Genomic DNA, 25,841 nt, shown 5'->3' with positions numbered 1-25,841 from the left:
TGCCATGTCGGAGACGACTCGGAGATTCTTCGACGCGCTCGAACGACACGGCGACGAACGCGTGCTGAAGAAGACGAACGGCACCATCCGGTTCGACCTGGAACACGATCAGGAGGTCGACCACTGGTTCGTGGAGATCCGCGGGGGGGCCGTCCGCGTGTCACAACGGGACGGCGACGCCGACGCCGTCATCCGTGCCGACAGTGCCTTCTTCGACCGCATGGTCCGTGGCGAGGCCAAACCGATCCCGGCGTGGCTGAGGAACGAGATAACGAGCGAGGGAAAATTTCGGTTCATCGTCCTGCTGGAGCGGCTCTTCGCGCCTCCGCCCGGGGCACGACATCCGCGGGACGTCGTCCGTGACCGTGGGGGGCGCGGATGAAGACGGACCTCATCAGGATCCTCGACGGCAACATCTTCGTCCTGAGCGACGGCAGTGGCGACCTGGAGGCGAAGACCGCCGTGCCGTGCGGGTTCTACTCGTTCGACACCCGGTTCCTGTCCCTGTGGCGGCTGACCCTCAACGGTGAACGGCTGAGCCCGCTCGCCCGGGACGACCCGTCCTACTTCGAGGTGCGTTTCTTCCTGGTGCCCGGCGCACCTACCCACTACGTCGACGCGAAGGTGTCGGTGATCCGGGAGCGGTCGGTGGCCGGTAGCTTCGAGGAGCAGGTGACGGTGCTCAACCACTCCGGCGAACCGGCCGAGATCACCGTCCGCGTGGAGGCGGACTCCGACTTCGTGCCGCTGATCCTGGCGGGACAGGGGCGTACGCCGGAGGGCCGGCTGTACCGGCGCGTCGAGGACGGGCGGCTGCATCTCGGCTACCAGCGCGACGCGTTCCGGCGGGAGACGGTCATCTCCACCGCCGAGCCGGCGCAGGTCGACGAACGGGGGCTGACGTACCAGATCCGGATCGAACCGCACGGCCAGTGGACCACGACGCTGCACGTCCGAGGCCTGGTGCTGCGCCCGGACGGTCAGGACGTCCGGGAGCATGTCTATCCCGGCCGCCGCCGGCGCGACAGGTCCCGGCTCGAGTGGGACCTCCAGCAGTGGCTCGGCGCGGCTCCGCAGCTGATCTGCGACTGGGAGCCACTGGAGCGGACGTACCGGCGGTGCCTGGTCGATCTCGCCGCGCTGGAGTACTCGCCGCTGACGCTACCGGCCGAGGCGCTGCCCGCGGCGGGTCTGCCGTGGAGCGCGACCCTCGCCGGCCGGGAACCCATCTTCGTCAGCCTGCAGGCGTTACCGTTCGTACCGGAGCTGGCGGTCGCCACCCTGCGCATGCTCGGCATCGACCAGGGCGCCGTGCTCGACGACTTCCGGGACGAGGAGCCGGGCAAGATCCTGCGGGAGTTCCGCTACGGGGAATCCGTCGCGTTCGAGGAACTCCCACAGTCGCCCTACTTCGGGGCCGCCGACGTGACCCCGCTGTACGTGGTCCTGCTCGACGAGTACGAGCGGTGGACCGGAGACGCCGATACGGTGCGGGAGTTCGAGGACGAGGCGCGGGCGGCCCTGCACTGGATCGACGAGTACGGCGACATCATGGGCGACGGCTACGTCCGGTACCAGCGGCGCAACGAACGAACCGGGCTGACGAACCAGGGCTGGAAGGAATCCCCCAACGCGATCTCCTTCCGGGACGGCAGGCTGGCCGGTCTGCCCCACGCCACCTGTGAGCTGCAAGGCTACGCCTACGACGCCAAGATCCGCGGCGCCCGGCTGGCCCGACAGTTCTGGAACGACCCCGACTACGCCGACCGGCTGGAACGCGAAGCGGCCGAGCTGAAACGGCGCTTCAACCGCGACTTCTGGGTCGCCGACGGCGAGTACTACGCCCTCGCCCTCGACGGCGACGGCCGCCAGGTCGACGCCCTCTCCTCCAACATCGGCCACCTGCTGTGGAGCGGCATCGTCGAGGAATCCCGCGCCGCGAAGATCGCCGAACACCTGCTCGGCCCCCGACTCTTCTCCGGCTGGGGAGTACGCAGCCTGGCCGAGGGGGACGGCCGCTACAACCCGCTCGGGTACCACGTCGGCGCCGTCTGGCCCTCCGACAACTCCTTGATCGCCTGGGGCCTGCGCCGCTACGGCTTCACCGAGGAGGCGGGACGCATCGCCGAGGGGATCATCGACGCGTCGCACCACTTCCAGGGCCGGCTGCCGGAGGCCTTCGGCGGCTTCGACCGCGAGTCGACCCGCAAGCCCGTCCCGTACCCGACGGCCAACAGTCCCCAGGCCGAAGCCACCGGAGCACCCCTGCTGCTGGTGCGCACTCTGCTCGGCCTCGAGCCGTACGGGGACGATCTGGTGGTCGAGCCGGCGCTGCCCGAGCGGTTCGGCCGCATCGAACTGCTCGACATCCCGGGGCGGTGGGGCCGGGCCGACGCCATCGGCAGGGTGGATCCGCGCGGCGAGGAGACGGAGCGGCAGACCAGCCTGGCCACGTCGCCACGCGAAGCGTGACGAGCGATCACCGTTGCGGGCGGACCAGGCCCGTCTCGTACGCCAGCACGACCGCCTGCACCCGGTCCCGCAGCCCCAACTTGGTCAGCACGTGCCCCACGTGGGTCTTGATGGTGGTTTCGCTGACCGACAGCGCCCGGGCGATCTCGGCGTTGGACAGCCCCCGGGCGACCTGCACGAGCACCTCCCGCTCCCGCTCGGTCAGCGCGCTGAGCGTCTTCGGCGGTGTCGCCGCCGGATCCGGCAGCACGTCGGCGAAGCGGTCCAGCAGCCGCTTGAGGATCCGTGGGGCCACCACCGCCTCCCCGGCGGCCACCGTGTGGATCGCCGTGACCAGGTCCTCCGCCGGCACGTCCTTGGCCAGGAAACCGCTCGCCCCGGCCCGCAGCGCCCCCACCACGTACTCGTCGAGGTCGAAGGTGGTGAGGATCAGCACCCGCACCGGCAACCGCGCGTCGACGATCGCCCGGGTCGCGGCGACCCCGTCCATCCGGGGCATCCTGATGTCCATCAGCACCACGTCGGGCAGCAGCCGGCGGGACAGGTCGACCGCCTCCAGCCCGTCGCCGGCCTCGGCCACGATGTCCAGGTCGTCCTCCGCGCCCAGCACCATCCGGAAGCCGGTACGCAGCAGCGGCTGGTCGTCGGCGAGCAGGACGCGCACCGGCCTCGCCGGCGCCGTCGCGTCGGTCATCTGATCTCCCGTCCTGCCGGTCGCACCGGTCGACCCGTCATGCCGCTGCCGTGCCGGTGATTCTCGCGTACGCCCCGAAGCCCCTCACGCCGCTGCCGTGCCGAGTGGTTCCACCGGGATTCTCGCGTACACCCGGAAGCCCCCGCCGGGGCGTGCCCCGGTGCGCAGGACACCACCGTAGAGGGCGACCCGTTCCCGCATCCCCACCAGCCCGTGCCCCACCCGGTCGCCGTCCGGGCCGGGACCGCGGCCGGTGTCGGTGACCTCGATGCCGACCCCGCCGCCGTCGAAGGTCAGCCGCACCTGGGCGGTGGCCGCCCCGGCGTGCTTCAGCACGTTGGTCAGCGCCTCCTGCGCGATGCGGTAGAGGGTCAGCGCCACCCCTTCCTCGAGCGTGCCCGGCGTCCCCTCGACCCGCAGCGTCACCGGCAGGCCGGCCTCCCGTACCTGCTCCACCAGTGTCCCGATGCCGGCGAGTCCCGGCTGCGGGGTCAGGTCGGCCACGGGTTCGGCGTCGGTGCGCAGCACGTCCAACAGGCGGCGCATCTCCCGCAGCGTGGCCCGGCTGGTCTCCTCCACGGTGGCGATCGCCTCGTCGGCGGCGGCCGGGTCCCGGTGCAGCACGCGACGGGCCCCGGTGGCCATCACCCCCATGACACTGACGTGGTGGGCCACCACGTCGTGCAGCTCCCGGGCGATGCGGCGGCGCTCGTCGGCGACCGCCTGCGCGGCCAGCGAGCGTTGGTTCTCCTCGGCGACCCGGGCCCGCTCCCGCAGCGCGTCGGTGGAGGTGCGGCGGGCGTGCACGGCCCGCCCCACCGAGTACGACACCACCCCGACCAGCAGGTTGTTGAAGAGCAGGTACGCCGGGCCGACCTCCAGCACCCCCTGCGGCGGCGCGATGAGGTTGGCCACCGCCACCGGCACCCAGAGCAGCACCGCCGCGAGCGCCGCCGGGCGGGCCGGCCGGTGCGCCGCCATCGTGTAGGTCAGCAGCATGAACGTCAGGCTCTGCGACACCGGGGCCAGCCCGGTCAGCGCGGGCAGCGCCAGGGTGGCCACCGCGGCGCCCACCGCCATCCAGGGCGCCGCCCGGCGCAGGACGGCCGGTGCGGCGCAGAGCACGCTCCACGCCAACGCGGCAGGCACGTCCCGGGGCCGGAACTGCGGCGGCGTGACCAGGACGAGGACGACCCCGAGCGCCACCAGGGCGGCGGCCAGCAGCGCGTCCCCGGCGAGCGGGTGTCGGCGCAGCCACGCCCTGGGGCCCGAAGTCATACCGCGACGCTAGCCGCCGCCGGCGGCGGGAAGGTCGTCGCGCACGGTGAGCCGCGCCTCCTCCCCGCGGAGGAGAGACCCGGGCCGCGGCGGCGGGAACCTGCGCGGCTCGGGTGGAGTCCGCGGCCCCGCTCCCGCGTGGGGGTCTACTCGTCGGCGCCGGGGGGCGCCGGACGGGGGCGGGCGTCACGCAGCGGATCCGCCGCGGCCGCCGGCGCGGGGAACGGCGGCGGGGTGCCCCCGAAGCTCGGGCAGAGCGCCTGGTGGCTGCACCAGTCGCAGAGCCGGCTCGGCCGGGGGCGGAAATCCTGCCGGGCGGTCGCCTGCTCGATCGCCCGCCACAGCGCCACCACCGTGCGCTCGAACCGCAGCAGCTCCTCGGCGTCGGGGGCGTAGTCGCACACCTCCGCGTCCTTGAGGTAGAGCAGCCGCAGCACCCGGGGCACCACGCCCCGGGTGCGCCAGAGCACCAGCGCGTAGAACTTCAGCTGGAACAGCGCGCGGGCCTCGAACGCCTCGCGCGGCGCGCCGCCGGTCTTGTAGTCGACCACCCGCAGTGCGCCGTCCGGCGCCACGTCGAGCCGGTCGAGGTAGCCCCGGATCAGCAGTTCCTCGTCGACCACCGCGGAGATCAGGCTCTCCCGCTCGGCCGGCTCGAGCCGGCTCGGGTCCTCCACGGCGAAGTAACCCTCCAGCAGCGCGGCGGCGGAGCGGAGGAACTCGGCCGCGGCCGGCCCGTCGCCGGCGGTGAAGAGCTGCGCCCGCTCCGGCTGCTCGGTGAGCAGCCGGTCCCACTGCGGGGCCACCAGGTCACCGGCCGCGGCCGGAGTGCGCCCACCGACGGGGAGGTCGAACAGCCGCTCCAGCACGGCGTGCACCAGCGTGCCCCGGGCCTGCTCGACGGTGGGTCGCTCGGGCAGCCGGTCGATGCTGCGGAACCGGTAGAGCAGCGGGCAGGTCTTGAAAGCCGCCGCCCGCGACGGCGACAGCGAGGCGCGCACCGTGGCCGGCACCTCCGCCGGGGTCGCGGGCTGCTGCGTGGTCACCGGTTCCGCCGTCATGCCCGGAAGGTTAGGGCACCGGTGTGACACGGCCGCCGTCGCCGCTCCGGCGCATGATCCGCTCCGCGTAGCATCGACCCGGTGGAGCAGACGAGGCGACCGCAGCGCCGGCCCGACCGGCGCCCCGGCCTGACCGTGGGCCGGGTGTTCGGGGTGCCGCTGCACCTCAACGGCTCGATGCTGCTGCTGGCCCTGCTGGTGACGGTCCTGTACGCCGAGTTCGCCCGCCGCCAGCTCGACCTGTCGCAGCTCGGGGGCTACCTGATCGGCTTCGGCTTCGTCGTCTCCCTGCTCGGCTCGGTGCTGCTGCACGAGCTCGGCCACGCCCTCACCGCCCGCCGGTACGGCATTGGTGTGCGCGGGATCACCCTGGAACTGCTCGGCGGCTACACCGAGATGGACCGCGACGCCCCGACGCCCCGGGTCGACCTGCTGGTGTCGCTCGCCGGCCCCGCCGTCTCCGCCGTGCTCGGCGTGCTGGCGGTCGCCGCCACCCTGGCGCTGCCGGACCGTACCGTGGCCAACCAGCTCGCCTTCCAGCTCGCGGTGAGCAACGTCATCGTGGCGTTGTTCAACATCCTGCCCGGGCTGCCGCTCGACGGCGGTCGGGCGCTGCGGGCCGCGGTGTGGGCGCTGACCCGCGACCGGCACCGGGGCACCGAGGTCGCCGGCTGGGTGGGGCGCGCCGTCGCGGTCGGCACCGCGCTGCTGGTCACCCTGCTCACCCTCACCCGTAACCTCGCTCCGCTGGCGCTGCCGTTGATGCTGCTGGTCGCGTTCACCCTCTGGCGGGGTGCCGGGCAGTCGATCCGGGTGGCCCGGGTCAGCCGCCGGTTCCCGCTGATCGACCTGTCCCGGCTGGCCCGCCCGGTGTTGGCGGTGCCCACCGGCACCCCCCTGGCCGAGGCGCAGCGCCGGCAGGCCGCCACCGAGCCGGGCGCCGCGCTGCTGGTCACCGACTCCGCCGGCCGGCCGGTCGCCCTGGTCGACCCGACCGCGGCCGAGGCCGTCCCGGTGGAGCGCCGCCCCTGGCTCGCCGTCGACGCGGTCTCCCGGTCGCTGGCCGGCCTGCCGGCCATGCCGGTCGGGCTCGACGGCGAGCGGGTGATGGAGACCGTCCAGAGCCACCCGGGCGCACAGTACGTGGTGACCTCAGGCGAAGATGTCGTCGGCATCCTGCACATCGCGGATCTGGCTCAGCTCCTCGAACCCCAACGGAAGATGAACACGTGACCGCAACTCCCTCCGCCGCCCAGGCCGACCCGGGCGCCCCGGCGCCCGCCGACAATCCGGCGCTGACACCCGTGCACCGCGGGCCCTTCCGGCCCGGCGACCGGGTCCAGCTGACCGACCCCAAGGGGCGGATGCACACGGTCACCCTGGAGCACGGCAAGGCGTTCCACACCCACCGGGGCATCCTGGAGCACGACGCGCTGATCGGCCTGCCCGACGGCAGCGTGGTCACCACCTCCGGCGGCGGCACCGCGTTCCTGGCCCTGCGCCCCCTGCTGTCGGACTACGTGCTCTCCATGCCGCGCGGTGCGCAGGTGATCTACCCGAAGGACTCGGCGCAGATCGTCGCCATGGGCGACATCTTCCCCGGCGCCAAGGTGCTGGAGGCCGGCGCCGGCTCCGGTGCGCTGAGCTGCTCGCTGCTGCGCGCGGTCGGCACCGAGGGGGAGCTGCACTCGTTCGAGCTGCGCGACGACTTCGCCCAGATCGCCAAGCGCAACGTCGAGGCGTTCTTCAACGGGCCGCACCCGGCGTGGAACCTGCACGTCGGCGACGTCGCCGAGTGCGCCGAGACCGGCTTCGACCGGATCATCCTCGACATGCTCACCCCGTGGGAGACCCTCGACATGGTCGAACGGGCGCTGCTGCCCGGCGGCGTGTTCATCGGCTACGTGGCCACCACCCCGCAGCTGTCGGAGCTGGTGGAGGCGCTGCGCGAGCGTGGCGGCTGGACCGAGCCGCGGGCCTGGGAGTCGCTGGTGCGCGACTGGCACGCCGAGGGGCTGGCTGTGCGTCCCGACCACCGCATGATCGCGCACACCGCGTTCCTGGTCTCCGCGCGTAAGCTCGCCCCCGGGGTCACCGCCCCGCCCCGCCGGCGCAAGCCCAGCAAGGGCGCCGAGGCGTACGCCGAGCGTCGGCAGGCGCTGCGCGAGGCGGAGGCTGCCCGGCAGGCCGCCGCCGCGGTGGCCGCCGAGGTGGCCGGCGAGGCGGAAACCGTCGCGGCGGGGGAGACGGACCGGCCGTGACGGCGGGACGGGGCGGCTGGGAGTGAGCGGGTGGATCCCGCCGGCCGGTGCGGGCCGGCGGCGCTGGCACGGGGAGGTGGCATGAGCCGTCCGGGCTTCGGCGGTGGTGACCTGCCGGCGGTGTTCCCGGACTGGTCGCCCTACCAGGACCTCGAGTCGGCGGCCCGGGCCTACCTGCGGGACCCGGACGTCGCGCTGGAGGCGCTCGGCGGGGTGCTGCGGGGCGCCTCGGTGCTCGGCTTCACGCTGGAACGCTTCGTCAACGAGGTCAACGGGGTGTGGCAGGAGGTCGTGGTCTGCGACGGCAGCCGGCTCATCCTCTGGCACGGCGAGGACGTGCCGCCGGGGGAGGGGCCGCCCGGGTCGATGACCTCGTCGCTGCGGGTGGTGCCGGTCTCCACGGTGACCGAGGTCGGCTGCCGGCGGCGGCTGACCCGCGACGACGACGGCGGGATCCGGGTCGACAGCATCGACGTCTACCTGCTGCTCACCTCGCTGGACGAGGCACCGCCCAGCGAGGAGGTGGTGGGCGCGCCCCGGCACGACGCGCTGCGCTTCGGAAAGACCCTCGACGCCGGCGGGGCCGGGCAGATCGCCCGGCTGGGGGAGTTCGCCCGGCTGGTCGCCTCGGTGGTCGGCCGCCCGATGCTCTGAGGCGTACCGTCGGTCACTGGCGTCGTACCGTCGGTCTGTGACGTCATCGCCGGGCACCGCCGCTGACTTGGCACGGGCGGCCGGGGAGCGGTCCCGCGGCCTGCCGTCGACGGCCTGCGCCGGCCGGACGAGCGCGGGTGTGCGGGCCCGCCGGCGCGCGGCTGCGGTCAGTCCTCCTCGGCCTCCGGGCCGGCCACCTCGACGCCGTCGCTGCCGCGCACCACGTGGATGCAGTCGCCCGGGCACTCCTTCGCCGAGTCGATCACCTCGAGGCGCAGGTGCTCCGGCACGTCGACCCGGCTGCCCGGGGCCAGCCGCAGCTCACCGTCGGTGCCCTTGACGTACGCCAGGCCGTCGACGTCGAACTCGAAGACCTCCGGCGCGTACTGCACGCAGAGCCCGTCCCCGGTGCAGAGATCCTGGTCCACCCAGACCTGCAACTGGTCTGTCACGACCTCCGCCACGGCGTACCCCCCATGTTCTCCTGTCCCACGCTCCGACGGTACCCGAACGCCCGGACCGGCCCCCGAGGCCACCCTTGGCGATCAAGGTTCGGTGACGAGGGCGTTGCGTGGGACCGAATCGGCCTCATAGCGGCTAGTGTTAGGGCAGAACGTTCAAGCCCCCCGGGGAGGTGGGACGTGGCACGCAGCGACGACGCGGACTCGCGCGCCGCACGGTGGGAGAAGGAGGCCCACGATCTCTCCACGCAGGTCGCGTTCCTTCAAGAGGAACTCGCTCTGGTGCGGCGCAAGTTGACCGAAAGCCCCCGACACGTCCGGCAGCTCGAAGAGCGGCTGGCGGCCACCCAGGCACAGTTGGCGCGGCTGACCGAGAACAACGACCGGCTCGTGAGCACCCTCAAGGAGGCTCGCGCGCAGATCGTGACGCTCAAGGAGGAGATCGACCGCCTCGCGCAACCGCCGAGTGGCTACGGCGTCTTCCTCGCGCGGCACGACGACGGCACGGTGGACGTCTTCACCGGCGGACGCAAGCTCCGCGTGGCCGTCTCGCCCTCACTGGACGTCGCCGAGCTGCGGCGCGGCCAGGAGGTTCTACTCAACGACGCGCTCAACATCGTCGACGCGTTCGGCTTCGAGCGGGTCGGCGAGGTGGTGATGCTCAAGGAGATCCTCGCGGGTCCCGACGGCGCCCCGGGCGACCGGGCGCTGGTGGTCTCGCACTCCGACGAGGAGCGGATCGTGCACCTCGCCGAGACCCTGATCGGTTCGCCGATCCGGGCCGGTGACTCGCTGATGATCGAGCCCCGCTCGGCGTACGCCTACGAGCGGATCCCGAAGAGCGAGGTCGAGGAGCTGGTCCTGGAGGAGGTGCCCGACGTCGACTACGGCGACATCGGTGGCCTCCACTCGCAGATCGAGCAGATCCGCGACGCGGTGGAGCTGCCCTTCCTGCACGCCGACCTGTTCCGCGAGCACCAGCTCCGTCCGCCGAAGGGCATCCTGCTCTACGGTCCGCCCGGCTGCGGCAAGACGCTGATCGCCAAGGCGGTGGCCAACTCGCTGGCGAAGAAGATCGCCGAGCGGGAGGGCAAGGAGAGGCACACCAGCTTCTTCCTCAACATCAAGGGCCCGGAGCTGCTCAACAAGTACGTCGGCGAGACCGAGCGGCACATCCGGCTGATCTTCCAGCGCGCCCGGGAGAAGGCCGGCGAGGGCACCCCGGTGATCGTGTTCTTCGACGAGATGGACTCGATCTTCCGCACCCGTGGCTCCGGTGTCTCCTCGGACGTGGAGAACACCATCGTTCCTCAGCTGCTCAGCGAGATCGACGGCGTGGAAGGGCTGGAGAACGTCATCGTCATCGGCGCCTCCAACCGGGAAGACATGATCGACCCGGCGATCCTGCGCCCCGGCCGACTCGACGTGAAGATCAAGATCGAGCGACCGGACGCTGAGGCGGCCAAGGACATCTTCTCGAAGTACATCCTCTCCGGGCTGCCCCTGCACCCGGACGACCTGGCCGAGCACGGCGGCGACCCCCAGGCCACCGTCGCGGCCATGATCGACGCGGTCGTGCTGCGGATGTACTCGGAGACCGAGGAGAACCGCTTCCTCGAGGTCACCTACGCCAACGGCGACAAGGAAGTCCTCTACTTCAAGGACTTCAACTCCGGCGCGATGATCCAGAACATCGTCGACCGGAGCAAGAAGATGGCCATCAAGGAGTTCCTCACCTCCGGTCGCAAGGGCCTGCGCCTGCAGCACCTCCTCGACGCCTGCGTCGACGAGTTCCGCGAGAACGAGGACCTGCCCAACACCACCAACCCCGACGACTGGGCCCGCATCTCCGGCAAGAAGGGCGAGCGGATCGTCTACATCCGCACGCTCGTCTCCGGCGGCAAGGGCGCGGAGGCCGGCCGGTCCATCGAGACCGCCAGCAACACCGGCCAGTACCTCTGACGGACACCCGCGACGGGGCCCGCGACGCGACACGCGTCACGGGCCCCGTTCCCGTCCCGCGCCGGTTCGCCCCCGCCCGCGCCGGGTCGGCGCGCCCCCTTCCGTCGTGACGCCGACTACGCTCGACCTGACGGGGGACCGGTCGGGCGAGCGAAGCGGGTAGGTCGATGAGCGTAAGACGGATCATGGGCACCGAGGTCGAGTACGGCATCTCGGTGCCCGGCCAGGCCGGAGCCAACCCGATGGTCACCTCGTCCCAGGTGGTCAACGCCTACGGAGCACGCCCGGAACTCAACCGCGGTGGCCGCGCCCGCTGGGACTACGAGGAGGAGTCGCCGCTGCGCGACGCACGTGGCTTCACCTACTCCGGAGCCGCGTACGACCCGGCCGAGGCGCTCGCCGACGAGGACCTCGGCCTGGCCAACGTGATACTCACCAACGGGGCCCGCCTCTACGTCGACCACGCCCACCCGGAGTACTCCACCCCGGAGGTGACCAACCCCCGGGACGTGGTGCGCTGGGACAAGGCGGGGGAGCGGGTGATGGCCGAGGCGGCCCGCCGCGCCGCCACCATCCCGGGCACCCAGCCGATCCACCTCTACAAGAACAACACCGACAACAAGGGCGCCAGTTACGGCGCGCACGAGAACTACCTGATGCGCCGGCAGACGCCCTTCGCCGACATCGTCGCGTACCTGACGCCGTTCTTCGTCACCCGGCAGATCTTCGCCGGCGCCGGCCGGGTCGGGATCGGCCAGGACGGCGGGCAGAGCGGCTTCCAGATCTCCCAGCGAGCCGACTTCTTCGAGGTCGAGGTCGGGCTGGAGACCACCCTCAAGCGGCCGATCATCAATACCCGCGACGAGCCGCACGCCGACGCCGACAAGTACCGCCGGCTGCACGTCATCATCGGCGACGCCAACCTGTCGGAGATCTCCACGTACCTCAAGGTCGGCACGACCGCCCTGATCCTCACCATGATCGAGGAGAAGGCGCTCGGGCCCGACCTGGGCATCGCCGACCCGGTCGGCGAGCTCCGCGCGGTCAGCCACGACCCGTCGCTGAAGCACCTCATGCGGATGCGCGACGGCCGCCGACTGACCGCCCTGGACGTGCAGTGGGCGTACTACGAGCGGGTGAGGTCCTTCGTGGACGACCGCTACGGCACCGACGTCGATGAGCAGACCTCGGACGTGCTGGACCGCTGGGAGAGCGTGCTGGACCGGCTCGGCCGCGACGCGTTCCTCTGCGCCGACGAGCTGGACTGGGTGGCCAAGCTGCGGCTGCTGGAGGGCTACCGGGAGCGGGAGAAGCTCGCCTGGGGCTCCCACAAGCTCCAGCTGGTCGACCTCCAGTACTCGGACGTGCGCCCCGAGAAGGGCCTCTACCACCGGCTGGTCTCCCGGGGGGCGATGAAGACGCTGCTCCCCGACGCCGAGACCCGCGCCGCGATGACCGAGCCGCCGGAGGACACCCGCGCCTACTTCCGGGGCCGCTGCCTGGCCCAGTACGCCTCCGAGGTGGTGGCGGCCAGCTGGGACTCGGTCATCTTCGACGTGGGTCGGGAATCGCTGGTGCGGGTGCCGATGATGGAGCCGGAGCGCGGCACCCGCAAGCACGTCGGCGCGCTCTTCGACCGCTGCGTCAGCGCCAAGGACCTGCTGGAGACACTTACCGGCGGCTGACCGCCGTAGACGAATGCCCGTCGGGTGCCGAAGCCGGCGCGCGACGGGCTTTTCGTCGCTCCGGCGAGGTAAGTTGATCGCAGACGATCGTGGAGGAGGCAGCAATGGCCACTCGTGACAGCGGCGGTCAGTCGCAGTCGGGCAAGTCCCGTCAGGGCGAGGAGATCGAGGACGTCACCACCGAGGCGAACCCGGAGGTGGCCGAGCGGCACGCCGAGATCACCGAGGACGTCGACGACCTGCTCGACGAGATCGACTCCGTCCTGGAAGAGAACGCCGAAGAGTTTGTGAGGGGCTATGTGCAAAAAGGGGGTGAATAGGGCATAACCTCCCAATTCGGACATGGCTCGCTCGCCGGATGACCGGGATGGCCAGCGCCGCTGTCGGGATTGCGGTGACTGGAAGCCGCTCGACGAGTTCTGCGCAAACAGCAGACGACCGGAGGGTCGCGGCAGCTACTGCAAGCCCTGCTTCAACGTGCGCTCAAAGGCCAGCTACGCCAAACGCTTGAGGGAGCGGCACGGCCGGGACGTGCGCCGGTTGCCGATTGTGCCGGAGGGTCATCGGCGCTGCCCGGCCTGCGGTGACATGAAGCCGCTCGATGCTTTCCCACGGAACCGCTCCGGCCGCGGTGGTTACGGCCGATACTGCAAGCCCTGCCACAACGAGAAGGGTAAGAAGAGCAGGCTTCGGCTGCACGGCGGCACGCGCGAGTACCACCTGCGGCGGCGTTACGGGGTCGGGCAGAAGGAGTTCGACGAGCTCCTGGCCGAGCAGGGCGGGGTCTGCGCGATCTGCGGCGGCGCCGACCCGCAACATCTGGACCACGATCATCGCACCGGATGGGTGCGCGGGATATTGTGCTTCAACTGCAACGGTGGTCTTGGCCAGTTCCGTGACAGTCCCATGAGGCTGGCCAGGGCGATCACGTATCTGAGAGGAACCACGTGGCAGCGGGTTTTGATCCATCCGGGCGTCTACCAGATGTGTTCACCAACGCGGGGACGTCCTCCTTCACCTCGTTCCTGAGCAGGGTGGCCCCCGAGATGCTGCCCGGCCGACGGCCGCTGCCGCCGGGCATGGCCGCAGACCTGGCGCCGCACGCGACGACCATCGTCGCCATCGTCGCCGACGGCGGCGTGGTGATGGCCGGCGACCGGCGGGCCACGATGGGCAACCTGATCGCCCAGCGCGACATCGAGAAGGTGCACCCGGCCGACGCGTACTCGCTGGTCGGCATCGCGGGCACCGCGGGCATCGGCATCGAGCTGATGCGACTGTTCCAGGTGGAGCTGGAGCACTACGAGAAGATCGAGGGCGCGATGCTCTCGCTCGACGGCAAGGCCAACCGGCTCGCCTCGATGATCCGCGGCAACCTGGGCGCGGCCATGCAGGGCCTCGCGGTCGTCCCGCTCTTCGCCGGCTTCGACCTGGCCGCCAGGGACCCGGCCCGGGCCGGCCGGATCTTCAGCTTCGACGTCACCGGCGGTCCCTACGAGGAGACCGGCTACGACGCGATCGGCTCCGGCTCCCTCTTCGCCAGGTCGGCGCTGAAGAAGCGCTTCCGGCCGGGTCTCTCGCTCGACGACGCGGTCCGCCTGTCCGTGGAGGCGCTCTACGACGCCGCCGACGACGACACCGCCACCGGCGGGCCGGACCTGATCCGGCGGATCTACCCGGTGGTGATGACGGCGACGGCGGAGGGCACCCACCGGCTCACCGACGACGAGATGTCGGCGATCGCCGAGAGCGTGGTCTCCGGCCGGATGGAGAACCCGGGCGGTTGATCCGTTCCCGCCCGCACCAGACAGCAGTCGTCAGCCCAGCGCCCTAAGGAGAACCGCCGCCGTGGCCATGCAGTTCTACGCCTCGCCCGAGCAGATCATGCGCGACCGCTCCGAGCTGGCCCGCAAGGGCATCGCCCGGGGGCGCAGCGCGGTGGTCCTGAGCTACTCCGGTGGGGTGCTCTTCGTCGCCGAGAATCTCTCCAGCGCCCTGCACAAGGTCAGTGAGATCTACGACCGGATCGGCTTCGCCGCCGTCGGCCGCTACAACGAGTTCGAGAACCTGCGTCGCGCCGGCGTGCGGATGGCCGACCTGAACGGGTTGAGCTACGACCGGCGTGACGTGACCGGCCGGGCCCTCGCCAACGCGTTCGCGCAGACCCTCGGTGCGATCTTCACCGAGCAGTCGAAGCCGTTCGAGGTGGAGATCTGCGTGGCGGAGGTCGGCGCCACCGCCGAGGAGGACGAGCTCTACCGGCTCACCTACGACGGCTCGGTCAACGACGAGCCGGGGCGGATGGCGATGGGTGGCCAGGCCGAGGCGATCACGGGCGTGCTGAAGTCGCACCACCGCCCGGAGATGTCGCTGAGCGAGGCGGTGAAGGTCGCCGTGCAGGCGCTGAGCAGCGTCGGGGGCGAGGGCGGGGCCGCCCGTACCATCGCCGCCAACCAGCTGGAGGTGGCGGTCCTGGACCGCCGCCGGGTGGGCCGGACGTTCCGGCGGATCACCGGCGCCGCGCTGACCGCCCTGCTGGACGGCGACAAGGCGGAGGAGGTGTCGGCCCGGCCGGAGACTCCGGCCGCGCCCACCAAGGAGGCCGGGAAGCCCACCTCGTCGGCCGGGTCGGCGGACCTGGAGGGCCAGCAGCCCGAGAGCCCCGAGGCCTGACCGACGCCCGCTGACGCCGGGGCGGACGCTCCGGCGTCAGCGTTGCCGCACCCCGAGCGCCGTCCCAACGCCGCCCCGCAGCGTGGCGGCCGGCGGCCGGGGGGTCTGTGGCGGGCTCGTGGTGGCGCGGTCGCCGCTTCTACGCACGACCGGCCCGGCCGCGGCCCGTCACCGGCGCTTGAGGGGCTCCCACCAGTCGCGGTGACGCCGGTACCAGTCGACGGTCCCGGCGAGCCCCCACTCGAGGTCGACGCTCGGCGCGTAGCCGAGTTCCCGGCGGCTGGTGCCGATGTCGAGGGAGTAGCGCCGGTCGTGGCCCTTGCGGTCGGCGACGGGCCGTACCCGCTCCCAGCCGGCGCCGCAGGCGGCCAGCAGCCGCCCGGTGAGTTCCCGGTTGGTCAGCTCGGTACCGCCGCCGAGGTGGTAGACACCGCCGGCCCGGCCGGCCTGCTGGGCCAGCACGATGCCGTGGCAGTGGTCGTCCACGTGCACCCAGTCCCGGACGTTGCCGCCGTCGCCGTAGAGCGGCAGGTCGTGGCCGTCGAGCAGGTTGGTGACGAAGAGCGGCACCACCTTCTCCGGATGCTGCCACGGGCCGTAGGTGTTGGCGCCCCGGGTCACGACCACGTCGAGGCCGTGGGTGCGGTGGTAAGCCAGGGCGAGCAGGTCGGCGCCGGCCTTCGAGGCGGAGTAGGGCGAGCTGGGGTCCAGCGGTGCGGATTCGGTCCACGAGCCGCTGTCGATGGAGCCGTACACCTCGTCGGTGGAGACCTGCACGAAGCGGGCGACGCCGTGGCGCAGCGCGGCGTCGAGCAGGGTCTGGGTGCCGAGCACGTTGGTGGTCACGAACGGCGCGGCCCCGGTGATGGAGCGGTCCACGTGGGACTCGGCGGCGAAGTGGACGACGAGGTCGTGGCCGGCGACGGTGGCGTCGACGAGCCGGCCGTCGCAGACGTCGCCGACAACGACGCGCAGCCGGGGATCGTCGCGGACGGGGTCGAGGCTGCCCCGGGTGCCTGCGTAGGTGAACTTGTCCAGCACGGTGACCGTGTCCGGGGTGAGGGTCGGCTCGGCGCCGGTGAGCAGTCGCCGGACGTAGGCCGAGCCGATGAACCCGGCGCCGCCGGTGACGAGGATCCGCACGGGTGGCACCGTACCCCGTGGTTGTCCGCCGCCGGGCGGATGCCGGCGGGCCGGTGACGGTCGCCGATCGCCTGGTCGGGCGCCCTGCGGCGGCGCCCGGCGTGGGACGGCGGGGGTGAGCGCTGCCCAACCGGGGCCTCGGGCGGCTAATGTCACACCATGGAGCGGCGAATCTTCGGCATCGAGACCGAGTACGGCGTCACCTGCACGTACCGCGGGCAGCGGCGGCTGTCCCCGGACGAGGTTGCCCGGTACCTCTTCCGCCGCGTGGTGTCGTGGGGCCGGTCGAGCAACGTGTTCCTGCGCAACGGCGCCCGCCTCTACCTCGACGTCGGTTCGCACCCGGAGTACGCCACCCCCGAGTGCGACTCCGTCATCGACCTGGTCGCGCACGACCGGGCGGGTGAGCGGATCCTGGAGGGGCTGCTCGTCGACGCGGAGAAGCGGCTGCACGACGAGGGCATCGCGGGTGAGATCTACCTGTTCAAGAACAACACCGACTCGGCCGGGAACTCGTACGGCTGCCACGAGAACTACCTGGTCTCCCGGCACGGCGAGTTCGGCCGGCTGGCCGACGTGCTGATCCCGTTCCTGGTCACCCGACAGCTGATCTGCGGGGCGGGCAAGGTGCTGCAGACCCCGCGCGGCGCGGTCTACTGCCTGTCCCAGCGGGCGGAGCACATCTGGGAGGGCGTCTCCTCGGCGACCACCCGCAGCCGCCCCATCATCAACACCCGCGACGAGCCGCACGCCGACGCGGAGCGCTACCGCCGGCTGCACGTCATCGTCGGTGACTCGAACATGAACGAGGTCACCACGCTGCTCAAGGTCGGCACCGCCGACATCGTGCTGCGGATGATCGAGGCCGGGGTGGTGATGCGGGACCTGACGCTGGAGAACCCGATCCGGGCGATCCGCGAGGTGTCGCACGACATCACCGGCCGGCGCAAGGTGCGGCTGGCCTCCGGCAAGGAGGTCAGTGCCCTGGAGATCCAGCAGGAATACCTGGCCAAGGCGACGGAGTTCGTGGAGCGACGCGGCGGCGACCAGGCCGCCAAGCGGGTCGTGGAGCTGTGGGGCCGGGTGCTGCGGGCGGTGGAGACCGGTGACCTGGAGCCGGTGTCCCGGGAGATCGACTGGGTGACGAAGCTGCGGCTGATCGAGCGTTACCAGCGCAAGCACGACCTGCCGCTGTCGCACCCGCGGGTCGCGCAGATGGACCTGGCCTACCACGACGTGCGCCGGGGCCGGGGGCTGTACGCCCTGCTGGAGCGGCGCGGTGAGGTCGACCGGGTGACCACCGATCCGGAGATCTTCGAGGCCAAGGAGACCCCGCCGCAGACCACCCGGGCCCGGTTGCGTGGCGAGTTCATCCGGCACGCGCAGGAGAAGCGGCGGGACTTCACCGTCGACTGGGTGCACCTGAAGCTCAACGACCAGGCGCAGCGCACCGTGCTCTGCAAGGACCCGTTCCGGGCGTACGACGAGCGGGTCGAGCGGCTGATCGCCAGCATGTGACGGCTGCCGGCCGGCCCGGACGGTGGTGACCGCCGTCGGGGCCGGCCGGGCCGGTAGGCTGACCGCGCCATGACGACTTCCGAACCCCCCGAGAGCGGCTCGCAGCGACAGAACTGGGTCGAGCGCCGCCGCGAGAAGATTCGCGCCGAGATCGAGCGCAACCGGCGCGGCGAGTACACCGTGCCCACCTGGGTGCTGGCGCTCGCGCTGGTGCTGATCGTCGGGGCCTGGCTCGCGCTGATCTTCTCCGTCTGACCGGGTCCCCGGCGACACCGCCGTTGGGGAGTTGCGCCGCACCGGACGGGCTGGGAACGTGAAACCCGTCCGGCATCCGTCGGTCGTCACACCCGCCGCGCTCCTACTGCAGGGACGGTGACGTCATCGCACACATCGACCTCGGTCTCGACGAACGGGCCCACCCGGGCATCAACGGGCCGATGCTGTTCCGCCCCGAGACGGCCAGGCCGCTCAACGAGTTGGCCGAGACGCTGCTGCGTGCTCCGCACCCCACCCTGACGCCCGGCGAGCGGGAACTCATCGCGGCGTACGTCTCCGGGTTGAACGAGTGCGGGTTCTGCTGCGCCTCGCACTCGGCCTTCGCCGCCGCGCAGCTCCCGTCGGGCGTGCGGCTGGTCGAGCAGGTCCACGCCGACCCGGCGTCGGCGGAGGTCAGCGACAAGCTCCGGGCCCTGCTGGGGGTCGCCGCCGCCGTGCAACGCAGCGGCCGCGACGTGACCGTGGAGCTGGTCGACGCCGCCCGGGGTGCCGGCGCGACGGATCTGGAGATCCACGACACGGTCCTGATAGCGGCGGCGTTCTGCATGTTCAACCGCTACGTCGACGGGTTGGGCACCCTGGCCCCGGACGACCCGGCGGTGTACGAGAGGTCAGCCCAGCACATCGTCCGGCACGGCTACCGGCGAGCTGACCCCACCGCCGTGCCGAGCGCCAGCGAAGCCGCTGCCAGGGCGAGCTGACCCGACCGACGTGCGGAGCGGCGGTGGACCTGACCGGGTGAGGTCAGGCCATCAGGCCCGCGGCGTGCCGGCCGGCCGCGGCGGCGGCCAGGAAATAGGCGTGGTCGGCGTCCAGGCCGCGGCCCATCGTGGACAGCGGCACGGCAGAGGCGCGCAGCGCGGTGTCCAGCCCGTCGGTGGGCACCCGGACCAGCTTGTGCCGCGCGGCGAGCGGCGCCAACGCCGCCTGCACCTCCCGGGCCAGCGCCGGGTCCAGGCCGTCGGGCACCGCCAGCTCGGCGGGGGAGAGCGCCACCCGGCCGTACGCGGTGAGGCTGTGGTGCGACACGCCCCGGTGCCGCGGCCGGGGGTCGGCGTCGGAGATTCGCAGTGAGCCGACCGGCCGCCCGCCGAGCGCGGCGACGGCGTTGACCGCCTCGCCGACGGCGACGCCGGAGAAGCCCCACCGGGTGCCGGTGCCGAGGTTGCCCGGGCCCTGGGCGACGATCGCCACGTCGGCGCGGAGCACGTGCCGGGCGGCGAGCAGACCGGTGTGCAGGGTGCTCGCCTCCAGGTCGCCGCCGAACGCCTGGCCGACGCTGATCGTGCCGACGAGGTGCTCGCGGAGCCCGGCGAGGGTGCGGGAGAACCAGGCGGGCAGCGCCCCGCCGTCGGTCAGCAGGTACGCCACCCGGGCGTCGGGGGCGTCGGCGCGTACGCCGGCCAGGATCGCCGGCAGCGCGGAGTGCAGGTCGGCGGTGACCACCGGCAGACCGGCCAGGTCCTCGGCCGCCGCTAGGACGTCCCGGTGCGGGGAGGCCTCCTCGTCGACGCCGAGCAGGATCGGCTGCAGCGGCGTGTAGCGGGCCTTGACCAGGTGACCGGCGTCGCGGTTGTCGAGCGCCTGCGGCGGATCCGGTGGCAGCCGGTCCGGCATCGCCACGACGAGGGCGTACCCGCCGGTGCCGAGGCCCATCAGCAGCGCGCCGGCGTTGAGCAGCACCCGGTCGCCGGGTTCCGGTCGGCCGACCAGGTCGGGGTAGGCCAGGGCGCGCAGGGCGGTGCCGTCGGCCAGTTCGACGTCCAGTTCGACCGCACCGGTCCACTGCCGCCGCAGCGCCGTCACCGTTCCCGCCCGCCATCGCACCATGTCCGGCACGCTAGCGTCCCCGCCGGCCGGCACCGCCCCCGGGATCCCGGGCTGGCCTGGACGTTGGGCGGCGATGGCGATCGCCCTGGACGGTCCTCCTTGCCGTGGCTGGCGCTCACGCGGGGGCGCGGGGCGGGCGGCGTCGGGCACGGGGTGGTCAGGGGTGGGGTGGCGGGTTCGGGTCGGGTGCGGAGCGGGTGGGGTCGAGGAAGACGTACCGGATGTGCGGGTAGCGGGCGGTGAGCCGCCGCTCGGCTTCGTCGGCGGTGGCCTCGATGGTCGCGCCGGTCGCCGTGTCGTCGAAGTCGACCTTCGCGGCGACCAGGATGTCCGTCGGGCCGAGCTGCATGGTGAGCAGCGTGTCGAGACGCCGCACGGCGGGCAGCCCGGTCAGCTCGTCGGTGATCTCGCGGCGCAGTCGCTCGGGCACCGCCCGGCCGACCAGCAGCGAGATGTTGCTCAGCGCCAGGATCGTCGCCACGACCAGCAGCAGCACACCGATCAGGATGGAGGCGACCCCGTCCCACAGCTCGTCGCCGGTGATCTCGGACAGGACCACCCCGGCGGTGGCCAGCAGCAGCCCGATCAGGGCCGCGCTGTCCTCGAGGAAGACGGCCTTGACGGTGGTGTCCGCGGTCAGCCGCAGGAAGCGGCGCGGGGTGGTCCGCCAGCGCCGTGACTGGTTACGGACCTGGCGGACGGCGCGGGTCAGCGAGACGGCCTCGATGGCGAACGAGACGGCCAGCACGACGTACGAGACGAGATAGTCGCCGCTGTGCTCGTGCACCAGAATGGTGGTCACCCCGTGGGTGGTCGCGAAGCCGGCGCCGGCGACGAAGGTGAACAGCGCCGCCAGGAAGGCCAGACGTAGCTCTCCTTGCCGTAGCCGAACGGGTGGCGGGCGTCGGCGGGCCGCGCGCCCCGCCGCAGCGCCAGGTAGAGCAGCACCTCGGTGGTGGTGTCGGCGACCGAGTGGACGGCCTCGGAGAGCATCGCCGCGGAGCCGGAGATCAGCCCGGCGACCAGCTTGGCCACCGCGATGGCGAGGTTCGCCGCCCCGGCGACGACGACGTGCCGACGCTCTCGTTCTTCCCCTCGGGCTCCGGCATCACGTAACCCTATGGCCGCCTGCTCCGGCCCGCCCCGGTGATCGGACCGGGGAGCGCGTCCGACGTGGGCCGGGGAGCGCGGCGGACGTGGCGCACGCCGCGCCCGCGCGGGTGCACGGTCGACGGGTGCGGGCTGCTAGCGTCGTACCGTGTCGCGGACCCGCACCGAACGCCTGGTCAACCTGGTGATCTGCCTGCTGTCGACGCGACGGTTCCTGACCGCCGCGCAGATCGCCGCGACCGTGCCCGGTTACGAGCACGATCCGGAAGACGCGCGTGACCACGAGGCGTTCCAGCGCAAGTTCGAGCGGGACAAGGCCGAGCTGCGTGAGCTGGGCGTGCCGCTGGAGACGGGCACGGCGAGCGTGTTCGACGCCGAGCCCGGCTACCGGATCGCCCACCGGGAGTACGCGCTGCCCGACATCCCGCTGGAGCCGGACGAGGCCGCCGCGGTGGGCATCGCCGCCCGGCTGTGGCAGCACGCCGGCCTGGCCGCCGCCGCCTCCTCCGGGTTGGCGAAGCTGCGGGCCGCGGGCGTCGACGTGGACCCGCAGGCCACCCTCGGGCTGGAGCCGATGGTCACCGTCGACCCGGCGTTCGCGCCGCCCACCGCCGCCGCGCGGGACCGCCGTGAGGTGACCTTCGACTACCGGGTGCCCGACCGCGACGCGCCGACCCGCCGCCGGCTGCAGCCGTGGGGCGTGGTCTGTTGGCGGGGCCGCTGGTACGTGGTCGGGCACGACCTGGACCGCGACGCGACCCGCTGCTTCCGGCTGTCCCGGGTGGTCGGCGCGGTCCGGGTGACGGGCACGCCGGGGGCGTACGAACCGCCGGCCGGGGTCGACCTCATCAGCCACGTGGCCCGCTGGTCCGGGCCGGTCGAGCGGACCGGGCGGGCCACCGTGCTGGTCGCCCCGGGGCGGGCCGCCGGCCTGCGCCGTTGGGCGGTCGACGTCACCGCCGGGCCCGACGGCGACCGGCTCGTCCTGCCCTACGCCGACCCGGAGTCCCTCGCCGGTCAGCTCGTCGGCTACGGCCCGGACGTGCGGGTGCTCGACCCGCCTGAGGTGCGGGAGGCGGTCATCCAACGGCTGAAGGAGATCGCGGTGCGGCACGAGGACCTCGCGGTCGCCGGGGGTGCCCGGTGACCCGGCCGGCCGCCCGGGGCGGCTCGCGCGCCTCCGCCGACCGGCTCGCCCGGCTGCTCAACCTGGTGCCCTACCTGCTGGCCCGGCCGGGCATCGAGATCGCCGAGGCGGCCGGCGACCTGGGCGTCACCGAGCGGCAGTTGCGCGAGGACCTGGAGCTGCTCTGGGTCTGCGGGCTGCCCGGTTACGGCCCGGGTGACCTGATCGACATGGCCTTCGACGGTGACCGGGTGACCATCACCTACGACGCCGGCATCGATCGGCCGCTGCGGCTCACCCCCGACGAGGCCCTGGCGCTGGTGGTGGCGTTGCGGATGCTCGCCGAGACGCCGGGGGTGGCCAACCGGGAGGCCGTCGAGCGGGCCCTGGCGAAGATTGAGAACGCGGGCGGTGACCTGGTGGCCGCGCCCGTCGAGGTCCGCCTGCCGGCGGACACCCAGCGGGTGGAGCAGTTGCGAACGGCCGTGGAGAGCGGTCACGCGCTGCGCATCACCTACTACACCGCCGCGCGGGACGAGACCACCGACCGTGTGGTGGACCCGCTGCGGATGCTGATGGTCGGCGGCCGGGCGTACGTGGAGGCGTGGTGCCGCCGGGCGGAGGCGGTGCGGCTGTTCCGCGCCGACCGGATCGACGCGGTGGCCGAGCTGGACGAGCCGGCCGTGGTGCCGCCGCAGGCCCGGCCGTACGACCTTTCCGAGGGGGTGTTCCGCCCGTCGCCGGACCTGCCGCTGATCACGCTGCGGATCGGTCGGAGCGAGCGGTGGATCACCGAGTACTACCCGTGCGAGCGGGTCGAGGCCGCCAGTGACCAGTGGCTGGTCTCGCTGCGGGTCACCGACCTGGGGTGGGCCCGCCGGTTCGTGCTCGGGTTGGGGCCGGAGGTGGCCGTGGTCGCCCCGGTCGAGCTGGCGGAGCAGGTCCGGGCCGCGGCGGTCGCCGCGCTGGACGCGTACGCCACTCCCGTCGGCGCGCCCCGGTGCCCGGCCGACGGGTCCGACACACCGGCGGCGGTCCCGCCTGCCGGCCCGGCGGGGACGGCGGCCACGCAGTAGGCTGGCCGCCGTGGTGACGTGGATCGTGGTCGCGGGGGTGCTGTTCGCGCTCGTCGTGTTGGCCCTGGCCGTGCGGCCGGTGCTGGCGAGGTTGCCCCGGCTGCGGCGCGCGGCGGTGGCCCTGCAGGGCCGCGCGGCCGAGGCGGAGGCGTTGCGGGAGACCGCGGAAACCCTCCAGCAGCGGGCCGAGGTGCTCCAGGGGCAGCTCGACACCACCCAGCAGCGGCTCGCCCTGATCAAGGCCCGCCGCGACGGTTGATCGACCGGTGTCGCGTCCCTGCGCGAAGCTGACCGGTTTCCCGCCGGAACGCACCGACGCAGGCGGTTGACGGGACATCCCGGGTTGGTCAAGACTTCACCGGCCGGGGCGAACCACCACCGCCCGGCGGGTGGCAACGGCCGTCGACGCACGTACGATGGGCTGCGGTACACCCCTCACGACGACACAGAGCGACTGGAGCTTCCCATGGGTGCCCTCAAGCCGTGGCACATCGCCGTACTCGTGGTCGTGCTGATCCTGCTCTTCGGCGCGAAGCGGCTCCCCGACGCGGCCCGTTCGCTGGGCCGCTCGCTGCGGATCATCAAGGCCGAGACCAAGAGCCTGCACGACGACGACCGCGACCTCGCCGAGAAGGCCGACGCGCAGACCGGCTACCAGCCGCTGCCGCCGCACGCCGGGCAGCAGCCGCCGCAGCAGGCGCCGTACCAGGCCCCGCCGCAGCAGCCGGTCGCCGACCCGGTGCACCGCGTCCGCGACAACTGACCGAGGGGCCCGAGCACCGTGGCCTTCGCTCTCCGCAAGCGCGGTTCGAGCACCTTCGAACGCGCCGCCGACGGCTCGATGACGCTGGTCGAGCACATCCGCGAGTTGCGCAACCGGCTGTTCAAGGCGTCGCTGGCGATCCTGCTCGGCTTCGGCGTCGGCATCTGGCTCGCCGACCCCGTGCTGCACCTGCTGCAGCAGCCGTACTGTGACCTGCCCGATTCGCGGCTGGCCAACGGCGACTGCAACTTCGTCCAGCTCGGCCCGGCCGACCTGTTCCTGCTGCAGCTGAAGGTCGGCCTCTGGGTGGGGTTGATCGTCGCCGCGCCGGTCTGGCTCTACCAGCTTTGGGCGTTCATCGCGCCGGGTCTGCACCGGCACGAGCGGCGCTACGCGTACGTCTTCACCGGGCTGGCGGCGCCGCTGTTCGCCGCCGGCGCGGTGCTGGCGTACTTCGTGACCGCCAAGGGTCTGGAGTTCCTGCTGGACGTCTCCGGCGGCGGCGACATCACCACGACGCTGGACATCACCCGCTACATCTCGTTCGTCACCAACCTGATCCTGCTGTTCGGGGTGGCGTTCGAGTTCCCGCTGCTGGTGCTGATGCTCAACTTCGTCGGCATCGCCAGCGCGAAGCGGTTGCTGAGCTGGTGGCGGGTCGCGGTCTTCGTGTTCTTCGCGTTCTCCGCGGTGGTCACGCCGACCCCGGACCCGTTCGGGATGACCGCGCTCGCGATCTGCCTCTGCGCGCTCTACTTCGCCGCCGTCGGCGTCGCGTTCATCAACGACAAGCGCAAGGGACGTGGCAAGGAGATCTACGCTGGCATCGACGACGACGAGGTGTCGCCGCTGGAGTTCGACAAGGAGCCGGTCGAGGCGGGGCAGCGGGTCGACGCGACCGCTCCCGTCGCGGCGCCGGGCCCGGTCGCCGCGCCCGCCCCGATCGACCGCCGCTACGACGACATGACCTGACCGAGGCCGGCAACACCGGACGACGAAACAAGCCTCCCGATACGGGGGGCTTGTTTCGTCTGTGCGGTCGATCAGCCGGCACGGCGGCGGCCCGGGAACGCCTCGTCGCGCCGCTTCCTCCTGGGCCGCCGTGCGAGTTTCGCCCGGGCGCCGTGCGAGTTCCGTCCCGGGCCCGTGCCAGTTCCGTCCGGCCGTCGTGCAAGCCCGAAGCCTCGCGCGAGTTCCGTCCCGGGCCCATGCGAGTGCCGCTCCGGCGTCGGGGCCCGAGGGACGCCGCCTCGTCGGCCGCCTAGCGTACGGCGCGTCCGACGTCAGTGGAGCAGTCGGCAATCTGTCACCGCGCGCCCACAAGCTGCGATCGGGTGAGCGAGTCCTTACGATGTGTCGACGTCCTTGACGAAAGAGGTCGCTTCTCCGTGCGTCGTCCGACGTTCCGCCGCCCGCCCGCCGTGGTGCCGGAGGGCCGTGCGCCGTTCCCGCCGCGAGGGGCCACCATGGCCCGGGTCGCCGTGCTGCTGGGAGGCGCCCTGGGCGTCGGCTTCCTGATCGGTGCGCTCTCCGGCGGTCCGGCCGCTGCCGACACCACGGACCGGCCGGCCGGCTCGGAGCAGCGGGGGCTGCACGGCGTACGCCCTGCTGCCTCCCTCGACGGGCCTGTCGGAGACGTCGCCGACCTGGTCACCGGCCCGTCGGCGACCGCCCGACCGCACCGGACCCCCGACCCGCCCGTGACCGCCCGGCCTGAGGACGGGGACCGGACCCCCGACCCGCCCGTGACCGCCCGTCCCGCGGCCGGGGATCGGACGCCCGGACTGCCGGTTACCGC

The 25,841-nt window shown here is 72.6% G+C and carries 26 protein-coding genes and 2 pseudogenes; 20 read left to right on the top strand and 8 right to left on the bottom strand.

Going from position 1 to position 25,841, the window contains the following annotated elements:
• Positions 1 to 4: 4 nt before the first annotated feature.
• On the top strand, positions 5 to 382 hold the full coding sequence (locus NCC78_RS06195) for an SCP2 sterol-binding domain-containing protein (protein WP_250792246.1): 378 nt from the start codon (positions 5 to 7) through the stop codon (positions 380 to 382).
• A complete protein-coding gene (locus tag NCC78_RS06190; protein WP_250792245.1) occupies positions 379 to 2,472 on the top strand; it encodes an amylo-alpha-1,6-glucosidase in 2,094 nt (697 codons plus the stop codon). The genes NCC78_RS06195 and NCC78_RS06190 overlap by 4 nt, the downstream gene beginning before the upstream one ends.
• Before the next feature lie 7 nt (positions 2,473 to 2,479).
• Here the strand turns inward: NCC78_RS06190 and NCC78_RS06185 are convergent, their stop codons facing one another.
• From NCC78_RS06185 to NCC78_RS06175, 3 genes are all read right to left on the bottom strand, one after another.
• Positions 2,480 to 3,166 carry a response regulator gene (locus NCC78_RS06185; RefSeq protein ID WP_250792243.1) on the bottom strand — a complete coding sequence of 229 codons (687 nt, stop codon included), beginning with the start codon at positions 3,164 to 3,166 and terminating at the stop codon, positions 2,480 to 2,482.
• A gap of 84 nt (positions 3,167 to 3,250) precedes the next feature.
• Positions 3,251 to 4,444 (bottom strand): sensor histidine kinase, encoded by a 1,194-nt coding sequence (locus NCC78_RS06180; RefSeq protein ID WP_250792241.1) that lies wholly within the window; start codon positions 4,442 to 4,444, stop codon positions 3,251 to 3,253.
• Between the two features lie 146 nt (positions 4,445 to 4,590).
• Positions 4,591 to 5,505 carry a RecB family exonuclease gene (locus NCC78_RS06175; RefSeq protein WP_250792239.1) on the bottom strand — a complete coding sequence of 305 codons (915 nt, stop codon included), beginning with the start codon at positions 5,503 to 5,505 and terminating at the stop codon, positions 4,591 to 4,593.
• 144 nt (positions 5,506 to 5,649) lie between these two features.
• On the opposite strand from NCC78_RS06175, the gene NCC78_RS06170 reads away from it, so the two are divergent.
• From NCC78_RS06170 to NCC78_RS06160, 3 genes are all read left to right on the top strand, one after another.
• The gene (locus NCC78_RS06170) at positions 5,650 to 6,738 is read left to right on the top strand and encodes a M50 family metallopeptidase (RefSeq protein WP_372495074.1); all 1,089 of its coding nucleotides are present in this window, start codon (positions 5,650 to 5,652) and stop codon (positions 6,736 to 6,738) included.
• Positions 6,735 to 7,766 carry a tRNA (adenine-N1)-methyltransferase gene (locus NCC78_RS06165; protein ID WP_372495073.1) on the top strand — a complete coding sequence of 344 codons (1,032 nt, stop codon included), beginning with the start codon at positions 6,735 to 6,737 and terminating at the stop codon, positions 7,764 to 7,766. Before NCC78_RS06170 ends, NCC78_RS06165 begins: the two co-directional genes overlap by 4 nt.
• A gap of 81 nt (positions 7,767 to 7,847) precedes the next feature.
• Positions 7,848 to 8,420 (top strand): hypothetical protein, encoded by a 573-nt coding sequence (locus tag NCC78_RS06160; protein ID WP_250792237.1) that lies wholly within the window; start codon positions 7,848 to 7,850, stop codon positions 8,418 to 8,420.
• A gap of 167 nt (positions 8,421 to 8,587) precedes the next feature.
• On the opposite strand, the gene NCC78_RS06155 is transcribed toward NCC78_RS06160, so the two are convergent.
• Positions 8,588 to 8,884, bottom strand: a complete 297-nt coding sequence (locus NCC78_RS06155) for a ferredoxin (protein ID WP_250792235.1) — start codon at positions 8,882 to 8,884, stop codon at positions 8,588 to 8,590.
• 177 nt (positions 8,885 to 9,061) lie between these two features.
• On the opposite strand from NCC78_RS06155, the gene arc reads away from it, so the two are divergent.
• The 6 genes from arc to prcA all read left to right on the top strand — a co-directional run bounded on the left by arc (position 9,062) and on the right by prcA (position 15,201).
• A complete protein-coding gene (arc, locus tag NCC78_RS06150) occupies positions 9,062 to 10,843 on the top strand; it encodes a proteasome ATPase (RefSeq protein ID WP_250792233.1) in 1,782 nt (593 codons plus the stop codon).
• 167 nt (positions 10,844 to 11,010) lie between these two features.
• Positions 11,011 to 12,528 (top strand): depupylase/deamidase Dop, encoded by a 1,518-nt coding sequence (gene dop / locus NCC78_RS06145; RefSeq protein ID WP_372495072.1) that lies wholly within the window; start codon positions 11,011 to 11,013, stop codon positions 12,526 to 12,528.
• Between the two features lie 104 nt (positions 12,529 to 12,632).
• Positions 12,633 to 12,848, top strand: a complete 216-nt coding sequence (locus NCC78_RS06140) for a ubiquitin-like protein Pup (RefSeq protein WP_088993750.1) — start codon at positions 12,633 to 12,635, stop codon at positions 12,846 to 12,848.
• Between the two features lie 22 nt (positions 12,849 to 12,870).
• The gene (locus NCC78_RS06135) at positions 12,871 to 13,557 is read left to right on the top strand and encodes an endonuclease VII domain-containing protein (protein WP_250792231.1); all 687 of its coding nucleotides are present in this window, start codon (positions 12,871 to 12,873) and stop codon (positions 13,555 to 13,557) included.
• On the top strand, positions 13,476 to 14,315 hold the full coding sequence (prcB, locus tag NCC78_RS06130; protein ID WP_250792229.1) for a proteasome subunit beta: 840 nt from the start codon (positions 13,476 to 13,478) through the stop codon (positions 14,313 to 14,315). Before NCC78_RS06135 ends, prcB begins: the two co-directional genes overlap by 82 nt.
• 61 nt (positions 14,316 to 14,376) lie before the next feature.
• Positions 14,377 to 15,201 carry a proteasome subunit alpha gene (prcA, locus tag NCC78_RS06125; RefSeq protein WP_250792227.1) on the top strand — a complete coding sequence of 275 codons (825 nt, stop codon included), beginning with the start codon at positions 14,377 to 14,379 and terminating at the stop codon, positions 15,199 to 15,201.
• A 168-nt stretch (positions 15,202 to 15,369) separates the two neighbouring features.
• Here the strand turns inward: prcA and rfbB are convergent, their stop codons facing one another.
• Positions 15,370 to 16,344: a dTDP-glucose 4,6-dehydratase gene (gene rfbB, locus NCC78_RS06120; protein WP_250792224.1), complete on the bottom strand. Its 975-nt coding sequence runs from the start codon at positions 16,342 to 16,344 to the stop codon at positions 15,370 to 15,372.
• A gap of 159 nt (positions 16,345 to 16,503) precedes the next feature.
• Between rfbB and pafA the strand changes: the two genes are divergently transcribed.
• The 3 genes from pafA (at position 16,504) to NCC78_RS06105 (ending at position 18,839) form a co-directional block, all read left to right on the top strand.
• The gene (pafA, locus tag NCC78_RS06115; RefSeq protein WP_250792222.1) at positions 16,504 to 17,862 is read left to right on the top strand and encodes a Pup--protein ligase; all 1,359 of its coding nucleotides are present in this window, start codon (positions 16,504 to 16,506) and stop codon (positions 17,860 to 17,862) included.
• A 69-nt stretch (positions 17,863 to 17,931) separates the two neighbouring features.
• Positions 17,932 to 18,117 (top strand): hypothetical protein, encoded by a 186-nt coding sequence (locus NCC78_RS06110; protein ID WP_250792220.1) that lies wholly within the window; start codon positions 17,932 to 17,934, stop codon positions 18,115 to 18,117.
• A 125-nt stretch (positions 18,118 to 18,242) separates the two neighbouring features.
• The gene (locus NCC78_RS06105; RefSeq protein WP_250792262.1) at positions 18,243 to 18,839 is read left to right on the top strand and encodes a carboxymuconolactone decarboxylase family protein; all 597 of its coding nucleotides are present in this window, start codon (positions 18,243 to 18,245) and stop codon (positions 18,837 to 18,839) included.
• Positions 18,840 to 18,882: 43 nt separating this feature from the next.
• On the opposite strand, the gene NCC78_RS06100 is transcribed toward NCC78_RS06105, so the two are convergent.
• From NCC78_RS06100 to NCC78_RS06090, 3 genes and pseudogenes are all read right to left on the bottom strand, one after another.
• A complete protein-coding gene (locus tag NCC78_RS06100; protein ID WP_250792218.1) occupies positions 18,883 to 19,968 on the bottom strand; it encodes a DUF3866 family protein in 1,086 nt (361 codons plus the stop codon).
• Between the two features lie 157 nt (positions 19,969 to 20,125).
• Positions 20,126 to 20,839, bottom strand: a pseudogene (locus NCC78_RS06095) (cation diffusion facilitator family transporter); the annotation flags it as partial.
• The gene (locus NCC78_RS06090) at positions 20,767 to 21,003 is read right to left on the bottom strand and encodes a cation diffusion facilitator family transporter (protein WP_250792216.1); all 237 of its coding nucleotides are present in this window, start codon (positions 21,001 to 21,003) and stop codon (positions 20,767 to 20,769) included. The gene NCC78_RS06090 and the pseudogene NCC78_RS06095, both read right to left, overlap by 73 nt.
• Before the next feature lie 223 nt (positions 21,004 to 21,226).
• Between NCC78_RS06090 and NCC78_RS06085 the strand changes: the two genes are divergently transcribed.
• The 6 genes and pseudogenes from NCC78_RS06085 to NCC78_RS06060 all read left to right on the top strand — a co-directional run.
• Complete coding sequence (locus tag NCC78_RS06085) at positions 21,227 to 22,225, top strand: helix-turn-helix transcriptional regulator (protein WP_250792215.1); 999 nt, start codon at positions 21,227 to 21,229, stop codon at positions 22,223 to 22,225.
• Positions 22,222 to 23,280 (top strand): helix-turn-helix transcriptional regulator, encoded by a 1,059-nt coding sequence (locus NCC78_RS06080; RefSeq protein ID WP_250792214.1) that lies wholly within the window; start codon positions 22,222 to 22,224, stop codon positions 23,278 to 23,280. Before NCC78_RS06085 ends, NCC78_RS06080 begins: the two co-directional genes overlap by 4 nt.
• Before the next feature lie 10 nt (positions 23,281 to 23,290).
• Positions 23,291 to 23,539 carry a hypothetical protein gene (locus NCC78_RS06075; protein WP_250792213.1) on the top strand — a complete coding sequence of 83 codons (249 nt, stop codon included), beginning with the start codon at positions 23,291 to 23,293 and terminating at the stop codon, positions 23,537 to 23,539.
• Positions 23,540 to 23,746: 207 nt separating this feature from the next.
• Positions 23,747 to 24,043 (top strand): Sec-independent protein translocase subunit TatA, encoded by a 297-nt coding sequence (gene tatA / locus NCC78_RS06070; protein WP_250792212.1) that lies wholly within the window; start codon positions 23,747 to 23,749, stop codon positions 24,041 to 24,043.
• 18 nt (positions 24,044 to 24,061) lie between these two features.
• On the top strand, positions 24,062 to 25,015 hold the full coding sequence (tatC, locus tag NCC78_RS06065; protein WP_250792211.1) for a twin-arginine translocase subunit TatC: 954 nt from the start codon (positions 24,062 to 24,064) through the stop codon (positions 25,013 to 25,015).
• Between the two features lie 416 nt (positions 25,016 to 25,431).
• Positions 25,432 to 25,841: pseudogene (locus NCC78_RS06060) on the top strand (hypothetical protein); the annotation flags it as partial.

It is taken from the genome of Micromonospora phytophila (assembly GCF_023656545.1).
Taxonomy (GTDB): Bacteria; Actinomycetota; Actinomycetes; order Mycobacteriales; family Micromonosporaceae; genus Micromonospora; species Micromonospora phytophila.
This window is presented reverse-complemented; position numbering and strand designations above follow the sequence as displayed.